This window comes from uncultured Intestinibacter sp. (assembly GCF_902468165.1).
GTDB lineage: Bacteria > Bacillota > Clostridia > Peptostreptococcales > Peptostreptococcaceae > Intestinibacter.
Window position 1 is genome coordinate 1 of the sequence record NZ_CABQXJ010000101.1, and the last position, 8974, is coordinate 8974.

Annotated in this window: 7 protein-coding genes and 1 other annotated feature; of the genes, 2 read left to right on the forward strand and 5 right to left on the reverse strand. The window is 28.3% G+C overall.

Going from position 1 to position 8974, the window contains the following annotated elements; all coding sequences use genetic code 11:
* The first annotated feature begins 1 nt into the window (after window position 1).
* The gene (locus RDX53_RS13180; RefSeq protein WP_295574639.1) at window positions 2-1117 is read left to right on the forward strand and encodes a DUF3810 domain-containing protein; all 1116 of its coding nucleotides are present in this window, start codon (window positions 2-4) and stop codon (window positions 1115-1117) included.
* A gap of 129 nt (window positions 1118-1246) precedes the next feature.
* A complete protein-coding gene (locus RDX53_RS13185) occupies window positions 1247-3121 on the forward strand; it encodes a tetratricopeptide repeat protein (RefSeq protein ID WP_295677241.1) in 1875 nt (624 codons plus the stop codon).
* 38 nt (window positions 3122-3159) lie between these two features.
* On the opposite strand, the gene RDX53_RS13190 is transcribed toward RDX53_RS13185, so the two are convergent.
* From RDX53_RS13190 to efp, 5 genes are all read right to left on the reverse strand, one after another.
* The gene (locus RDX53_RS13190; RefSeq protein ID WP_307994311.1) at window positions 3160-4095 is read right to left on the reverse strand and encodes a magnesium transporter CorA family protein; all 936 of its coding nucleotides are present in this window, start codon (window positions 4093-4095) and stop codon (window positions 3160-3162) included.
* 281 nt (window positions 4096-4376) lie between these two features.
* Window positions 4377-5327 (reverse strand): DMT family transporter, encoded by a 951-nt coding sequence (locus RDX53_RS13195; protein ID WP_307994312.1) that lies wholly within the window; start codon window positions 5325-5327, stop codon window positions 4377-4379.
* Window positions 5328-5473: 146 nt separating this feature from the next.
* On the reverse strand, window positions 5474-6367 hold the full coding sequence (thrB, locus tag RDX53_RS13200) for a homoserine kinase (protein ID WP_307994313.1): 894 nt from the start codon (window positions 6365-6367) through the stop codon (window positions 5474-5476).
* Window positions 6368-6375: 8 nt separating this feature from the next.
* Window positions 6376-7857, reverse strand: coding sequence for a threonine synthase (thrC, locus tag RDX53_RS13205; protein WP_307994314.1), 1482 nt, complete (start codon window positions 7855-7857; stop codon window positions 6376-6378).
* 235 nt (window positions 7858-8092) lie between these two features.
* Window positions 8093-8322, reverse strand: a binding site (T-box leader).
* Window positions 8323-8534: 212 nt separating this feature from the next.
* A partial coding sequence (efp, locus tag RDX53_RS13210; RefSeq protein ID WP_307994315.1) for an elongation factor P occupies window positions 8535-8974 on the reverse strand: 440 nt, incomplete at its 5' end.

The following is an 8974-nucleotide window of genomic DNA, read 5'->3' on the forward strand; positions in this document are numbered from 1 at the left end:
AATGAAGAAATTTAGGATAAGCGCGTATATACTCTTTATTATATCGCTTTTTATAAAGTATATATCGTCAAAGTACAGCTATTTAGTAGAAAATTACTATTCTAAAAAACTAGACATATATATAGTGAAATTTTTGAGCAAGATAAATTCTACATTTGATTTTTCGTATTTTGAGATACTTATATATATTTTTGTACTTTCGATATTAATTTCTATAATCTATTTGGCAGTTAAGCTATTTAAAGATAAAAAATCGTTTTTTAATAGTTTGAAAAATATACTTTTAAATTATTTGGCGTTTATATGTTTTATGTATTTTTTATTTATAGTATTATGGGGAATTAATTACAATAGAGTAGGATTAGAAGAAAGTATAAAAACAGAATATAAATCTAGTGTAAATAAAAAGGATATATCTAATATTGCATTTGACAAAAATGATTTAGAAGAATTATACAGTTATTTGATTGAAAAATGTAATGAAAGTAAAAAAATAGTGAATAATTCTAATAATGAATTAAATAAAGATATTAAAAGTATTAAAAATATGATTTCTACTTTACAAAGTGCATATGATAATGTAGAGCTTTTAAATCTAAATAAGCAAGGAAATTACTCAAAAGCTAAGATAATATTAAATTCAAACTTACTTTCATATACTAGTATAACGGGTATTTATTCACCATTTACAGGTGAAGCTAATATAAATATAAATCAGCCATTAACTAGTATGCCATTTACTATATTACATGAAATGGCACACCAAAGAGGATATGCAAATGAAAGTGAAGCCAATTTTTTAGCTTATATAGCTTGTATAAATAACGAAGAGCCATATGTAAATTATTCGGGATATTTTATGGCGTTAAAATACACCGCTTCTGCACTTAGCAAAGTAGATTACGATAAATTTAAATCTATGACAGAAAAAATAGATAAAGATGTTAGATACGACTTAATAAGTTATTCATCATTTTGGGAAAAATACGAAGGTAAAGTGAACAAAGTATCAGAGAATATGAACAATGTCTATCTAAAGTCAAATAGAGTAAAAGAAGGAACTCAAAGCTATGGAAAAGTAGTAGATTTATTGCTTTTATATTACTATTTATATTGAAATAATTACATTTTTATTAAATTTTGGGTTTTGGAAATAAATAAAATATATTTTAGTATATAATATTTTATAGTATGAGTGTGTTATTATAATTATAAAATAGAAGTAAAATAGGAGAATGAAGTGAAAATGAATAAATTTTCAATGAAGAAAAAGGGTAAAGAAGTACCTACAGAAGCAGTCATAGCTTATAGCAAAGCTAATATGTTTGAGAAGATAGGGAAAAAAGATCAAGCTATACAATCTTACATAATCGCTGGAAATCAAAATCACGTAAAAGCACAATATAGATTAGGGGAGCTTTATTTAGAAAGAAAACAATATGTTGAAGCTGAAAAGTGGTTTTCTTTATCATATAAAAACGGAAAAGAAGACTCTGCTTTTGATTTGGGAAATATGTACTACAATATTGAGGGATATGAGTATGCACTTTATTGGTATGAAAAACAGGCTTTAAATGGAGATTTAAGATGCCAAAACAATTTAGGAATTGTCCACTTTAAACTTAGAGATTTTCATAATGCAGAAAAGTGGTTAAAAACTGCTGCACATGGAAATGATGGAGTGGCGTGTTTTAATATAGGGAATTTATATATGGCACTAGAAAGAGAAGAAGATGCTATAGAATTTTATAAAAAAGGTCATATATTAGGTAATAACGAATGTAAATACAATTTAGCTATCTTATATATGCAAAAGAACATGGAAAAAGAAGCAGTTAGCTTATATAAACAGCTTTATAAAAGTGGATATGAAAAAGGATGTTACAATTTAGGTTTATATATGGAAGCTAACGGAAACATCGACGACGCAATAAGATATTATAAAAAAAGTGCAGACAAAGGCCATGTTGAGTCACAGTATAGACTGGCGTATTTATATGATGAAAAAGATCTATATGAAGATGCTATAGATTACTATAAAGAAGCGATAGACTCTAATCACAGTATGGCTAAGTTGAGACTGGGGAATTTATATAATAGAAAAAACACAATTGAAAGTGCAAAATTGTATTATGATTTAGCGTCTAATGATTCATTAGTAGAAGCTAAAAATAATTTTGCTGGACTTTATTTTGAAGAAAAAAATTATGAAAAAGCTATAAAATACTATGAAGAAGCAATAATGGATGGTTGTAAAGTAGCTGTAGAGAACTTGGGAGACTTATATTATCAGACAAAAGATTATCAACAGGCTATATCATATTATTTGAGAAATTCAAATTTTGTAACTTGTCAAAAGAAATTAGCTGATATATATGTAGAAGCTGAAAATCTAGACGAGGCTATTTTATGGTATAAAAAAGCAGCAAACAATAACGACAAAGAATCTAGTTATAAAGTAGGTCTTATATACGAAGATTTAAATAATTTAGAAGAAGCTAAAAAATACTATCTAATGGCTACTGATGAAAATCATCTAAATGCCAAATTACATCTTGGAAGAATATATTACGAAGAAGGTAACTTAGAAGAATCTAAAAAGATGCTAGATGTATGTGCAAATGAAAAAAATGCATATGCAGAGCATATGGTTGGATTAATATACGAAAATTATTATAACGACCATACAAATGCTAAGTATTGGTATGAAAGATCAAAAAATCAAGGTCTAGTAGAATCTATATTTAACTTAGGTCAGATAAGTCTTAAATTAGAAGATGATGAAGTGGCTAAAAAATACTTCAAGCAAGGTGTAGAACTTGGAAATAGGGACTCTGAATATATGTTAGCTGGTCTTTATCTTAAAAAAGGCAGAACTATGTATAAAGAATTAGCAGATGAAGGTCTGTTTAACAGCAAGGATATATACGACAGTATACCAGAGTTTAAATTAAACACAGATAGCTTCTTAGTTCCTAAATTTGTCGAATTTATAGAGACTAAAATTGAAGAAGAGGAATATATTCCAAATTATATATTAGATATACAAGAAGATTTGAGCAATAAATATGAAAAGAGAATAGACAAGATGCTAGTCGAAAATAGACTAGGATATAAATAGTAAAAAAGGAGCGTTTTCGCTCCTTTTAATATATATAATTACAGTAATTTATTTTTTGATAATAATATCGTAAGAATTAAGCATATTACAGTCGTAATTAAAAGTATAATCCAAAATCCATAAGGGTCGGTTTCAAACGGAAGATTTGCAACATTCATTCCAAAGAATCCAGATACGATTGTTGGAATAGAAAAAATAAATGTAACGACTGTTAAAAACTGCATTACGTTATTTTGGTTATTGTTTATAATTGCGCTAAATGCATCCATGATTCTACTTAAGATATCTCCATATATAGTAGCCATTTCAACTGCCTGTTTGTTTTCGATTATTACATCTTCAAGTAGATCTTCATCTTCTGGATATTTTTTAATAGCTGAAGTTCTAAGCAGTTTTTGAAGAACTAATTCGATAGACTTTAGCGATGTTGAAAAGTAAATTAAAGATTTTTCTAATTCTAGAAGTTGTAGAAGTTCTTTATTCTTCATAGAATTATGGATTTCACGTTCTATTTCTATAGTTAATTTGTTTATTCTTCTTAGATATAATAAATAATATGTCGCATTTTTATATAAAATTTGAAGAATAAATCGTGTCTTTTTAAATGTGAAAAACTCCTTAATATGTCCAACTATAAAGTCATTTAAAAGTCTACTTTGAGCAGTACATACTGTCAAAATACATTCATCCATTAAAATAATACCTAAGGGAATTGTAGAATAGTGAGCTGCAGAAGAGTCACTTTCATCTATAGGTATATCAATAAGAATTAATGTATGATTGTCCTCAACTTCGATTCTTGAACGTTCTTCTTCGTCAAGGGCCGCATTAATACTATCTATATCTAAATCTAAAATATTAGATAATTCGCTTATTTCTTCATTAGTAGGTTCGACTAAATTCACCCAACATCCGTCTTCGTATGAATTTAGCTTTTCCAGTTTGCCTTCAATAGTTTTATAATATCTTATCACGATAACACTTCCTTATTCAGTTATATATTTAGTGCACTTATATATCTATAAATGACTAAAATTTATAACAAAATAAGTAGTCATTTATAGGTAGACAAGTGAAAAATTAATTGACGATATACTCAAGGGACTAGCGTCCATTTTCATCACTCTCCTATAAATCTAATTTTGATATTTTTCTACCTTAAAATAGGATAACCTGTTTAAGAAAATAAATCAAGTTAATTTTGATATAAAGCCTTCCTTATAATGTATAAAATTATAATTTTAAAGTAATTACTTTAAGTATTTTTTGTCTTTGGCTTATTTACAATATAAATTCCAAAGCAAACTAGGATAAGTGCAGATATATTTTTAAGATTAAAGACATCTTCTGATAAAATAAGTGCAGATAGTATAGTCCCAAAAATCGGTGTTAAAAAATTAAAAATAGACACTTTACTTACAGGGTTATATTTAAAAAGTGTAGTCCAAAGGCTAAATGCTATTGATGATAAAAGCGCAAGATATAAAAATAACATAAAAGCAGAAGTAGATGTGACCTGAAGTTTTCCGCCTCCAATAAGTCCAAATACTATAAGTATAAATCCTCCTATAAGAAGTTGATAACCAGTAACTATCATAGGATTAGATTCTATTTTTGTAGCTTCTTTGCTTATTATTGATCCGATTGCAAAGGCAAGCGCCGAAATAATTAAGCAACCTTCACCTAAAAAGCTACTTTGGCTATTTACATCTCCACTTAGATTAACTATTATAATTCCTAAAAATCCTACAATACAACCAAGGGTTTTTCTAAAAGTAAGTTTGTCGTCTTTGTAGAAAAAGTGGGCTAATATAATCATCATAAAAGTAGATGTAGGGTTTAGTATAGCTCCTTTAAATCCAGACGCATACGAAAGCCCTATATAAAAGAATATATATTCTAATGTAGTTTGGATAAAGCCTAAAATAACAACTGATTTTATAGCTTCTTTTTTTAATTTTGGAAATTTCTTTTGAATACAAGCTGTTATTAATAAAACTATTATTCCCGCTAAGAAAAATCTCCAACCTGCAAATAATATTTTTGAAAAAATATCGTCTACAGAAATATTAAATAATTCGTATCCAAGTTTTACACAGGGAAAGGCACTTCCCCATAAAGATGTACAAAAGATACAACATATAATTATGTTTATATTCTTTTGAAAAAAGTTTTTGTTTTGGTCAGTGTTTAGTATTTCTTCCATAAATCCTCCTCAAAATTTCCTAAATAAAAGCCTTCCAAAATAGGAAAGCTTTTATTAAACACATTTTATAAATAATATAATTATATATATGATGAGTATATATATTTATATTATAATGCAAAATTATAAATTTTAAAATTTCTAAATTAAACTTCTCTACAATAAGCTCCATTAGGGTCGCAGTGTAAGTCTATTATTTGCCATTTATCTTTTAAAGTAGATAAATAAGAATTCATTTGATCTAGTATTTTATCGTCGCTATCTTTAGCTATAGTCATAATAGTTGGTCCAGCGCCACTTAAAAATGTACCAAGTGAATCTAATTTATTTGCATATTTAACGATATCGTCGTAATTATTTATTAAATGGCTTCTATAATCTTGATGGAATTTATCTTTGCATGCAACTTTGACTAAGTCTAAGTTGTTTTTAGTAAATGCAGCGATTAAAAGTGCACATCTAGATACATTAAATACACCGTCTTTATGTGGTATTTGTTTTGGAAGTACAGCTCTTGCTTTTTCTGTTGAAAGCTCAAAATCAGGAACCATAGCCAAAAATCTTATTCCTTTTGGAACTTCTATTGATTCATGATATAAATTATTATCTTCCATAAATGCTATTATCATATTTCCATATATAGCAGGAGCGACGTTATCTGGATGACCTTCAAGCTCTATAGCTAATTTAAGTATTTCATCTTTTCCTAAATTAGCTTCTGATAGGACATTTGCAGCCATAAGACCTGCAACTATACAAGTTGAGCTGCTTCCAAGACCTCTACATATTGGAATATTGTTTTCAAATGTTATTTTTATACCTTTTGGTATTTTTTTAGGTTTGACTTTGTCGTAAAAGAAAAGCATAGTTTTATAAACTAAGTTGTCTTCGTTTGCAAATTCTTCTTCACATCCTTCAAAGAATAGCCCACTTTCTAATTCTTCAAAAGTAAATTTGTTAAATAAATCTAAACATAGTCCAAGGCAGTCGTATCCTGGACCTATGTTTGCGCTTGTAGCTGGTACATAAACTTCTAACATATAATCACCTATTTCCCTAAAAATTTTAATATCTCAGATTTAAGCTCATCTTTTTCACAAGTAGTATTGTGTTTTATTTCTAAGCTTTTTAGCTCTTTTATCGGTCCAGGTATTTGAGTGTGGCTCAAATCTGATAATTTATTTATTATATCAAAATCATCTAAATTACTATCTACATCAGATAGTGAACTAAGCACGTCTTTACTGAATTTATAAGGACTTGCTGTACTTACTATTACAGTTTTTGAAGAGTCATTTGTTTCTTTTATGTATTTTTCATAACAAGAATACGCAACAGCAGTGTGTGTATCTATTAAATATTTATATTTATCAAAGACATCTTTTATAGTTTTATCTACAGTATCTTCTAAAGCGTATTCTCCATAGAAAGAAGATAAGTTTGCTTTCATATTCTCATCTATTTTATAAACTCCTTTAGTATTTAAATCGTTTATTAATTTATTTACTTTTTTAGAATCTCTATCTGATATTTCAAATAATAATCTCTCTAAATTACTAGAGATAAGTATATCCATAGATGGAGAAGTTGTTAATATAAGATCTCTGTTTTTATCGTAAACACCAGTTTTGAAAAAATCATAAAGAACGTTGTTGTCGTTTGATGCACAGATAAATTTATTTACAGGAAGACCCATTTGTTTTGCATAATAACAAGCTAGTATATTTCCAAAGTTTCCTGTTGGGACTACAAAGTTTATCTTTTCTCCTAAAGTTATTTCATTTTCTTTTACAAGTTGTAAATATGAATAGAAGTAGTATACAACTTGTGGAGTTAGACGTCCTATATTTATTGAGTTTGCTGATGATAATATATATCCCTTTTGTCTTAAGTCATTATTAAACTCTTTATCTGAAAATATGTTTTTTACGCCAGTTTGTGCGTCGTCGAAGTTTCCGTTTATTCCGACTACACAAGTATTTTTTCCTTTTGTAGTTTTCATTTGAAGTTTTTGTATAGAGCTAACTCCGTTTTCTGGGAAAAATACTACGATTTTTATTTTATCTACATCGCTAAAGCCTTCAAGAGCAGCTTTTCCAGTATCTCCAGAAGTTGCAGTAAGAATAACTACTTCTTCTTGTAAGTTATTTTTTTTAATTGCAGTTTTTAAAAGATAAGGCATTATAGTAAGTGCCATATCTTTAAATGCACATGTAGGCCCGTGATATAATTCTAATACGTAGTTTTCTCCTACTTTACTTATTGGTGCTATTTTTTCTGTATCAAATTTTTCGTCATAAGCGCTTTCGATACAGTATCTCAACTCTTTTTCAGAATAATCAGTTAAAAATTCTTTTAAAATAACATAAGCAAGTTCTTTATAATCTAAATCTACTAGTTTTTTTAATTCACTACTTAGATCTTTAAAGCTAGAAGGTACATAAAGTCCTTTGTCGCTTGATAACCCTTTTATTATCGCCTGAGATGCTGTTATTTTTTCGTTATTACCCCTTGTACTTAAAAAATACATTATTTTACCCCCTGTGTATTTCTTTATAATAAGAAAATCTATATTTTAATATATAATCTAGATTTTCTTATTATAGACAATAAATATAATTTTTTTATAACACATAGGAAATTATATTCCTTTAAAATTGTGGATAATTATAATTTCCGTACATGTGTTTCAAAGAAATCTACCTTATGAAAGGTATTTAGAATAAAGATTTCTTTATGCTTATTAAAAAACTCCCGTCCCTAAAAATAGGGACGAGAGTATAATTCCCGCGGTTCCACCCAAATTGATTTAATATAAATCCACTTGAACTTGTAACGTAAGCTAAACGTCAAATCTTACTAAAATCTATAAAGATAACTTCGGATAGAAGCTCATAGGTAGTCTTCAATTTCTCAAGTTAAGGAAATCTTTCAGCCTATGAATTTCCCTCTCTGATAACCGCACTAAATTTACTTTCCTAATCATTGCATTTTTAATATTTATTATGTATAAGATTTTAAAATATTAACTAAGTAAAGTCAAGAAAAAATTGGAAATATTCACGTGAATTAATAAGCAATCCTTGTAAAAAAATAGAAAATCTTCAAATTAAACTAAAAAAAATATGATAAATATAAAATTCGTCAAAAAAAACCGTCGGCATTGTACCGACGGTTTTAAATAATCTGGCTTAATCTTCAATCCAATCATACACGAGACAGATACTCACCTGTTCTTGTATCGATTTTCAGTTTATCACCCTGGTTTACAAACAGAGGTACCATTACCTGTGCTCCGGTTTCAACGATAGCCGGTTTGGTAGCACCCTGTGCTGTGTTTCCTGCAAATCCTGGCTCTGTTTCTGTAACTTCCAGTTCAACAAAGAGAGGTGGCTCAATAGCATATACATTGCCATTGTAGGAGCAAACCTTAACAACTTCATTCTCTTTGACGAATTTCAGAGAATCTCCAACCTGCTCTGCTGTAAGTGCGATCTGATCATATGTTTCTGTATTCATGAAGTTGTACAGTTCACCATCATTGTACAGATAGCTCATATCTACACGATCAATACGTGCCTGTGGAAACTTCTCTGTAGGACGGAAAGACTTCTCCAGTACAGCTCCTGTAATGATATTTTTATATT

Bases quoted from the DNA above. Each gene is read 5' to 3' on its own strand.
- RDX53_RS13180 (WP_295574639.1), top strand. From the start codon at position 2: ATGAAGAAATTTAGGATAAGCGCGTATATACTCTTTATTATATCGCTT.
- thrB (WP_307994313.1), bottom strand. From the start codon at position 6,367: ATGTTAGAAGTTTATGTACCAGCTACAAGCGCAAACATAGGTCCAGGA.
- thrC (WP_307994314.1), bottom strand. From the start codon at position 7,857: ATGTATTTTTTAAGTACAAGGGGTAATAACGAAAAAATAACAGCATCT.
- RDX53_RS13195 (WP_307994312.1), bottom strand. From the start codon at position 5,327: ATGGAAGAAATACTAAACACTGACCAAAACAAAAACTTTTTTCAAAAG.
- RDX53_RS13185 (WP_295677241.1), top strand. From the start codon at position 1,247: ATGAATAAATTTTCAATGAAGAAAAAGGGTAAAGAAGTACCTACAGAA.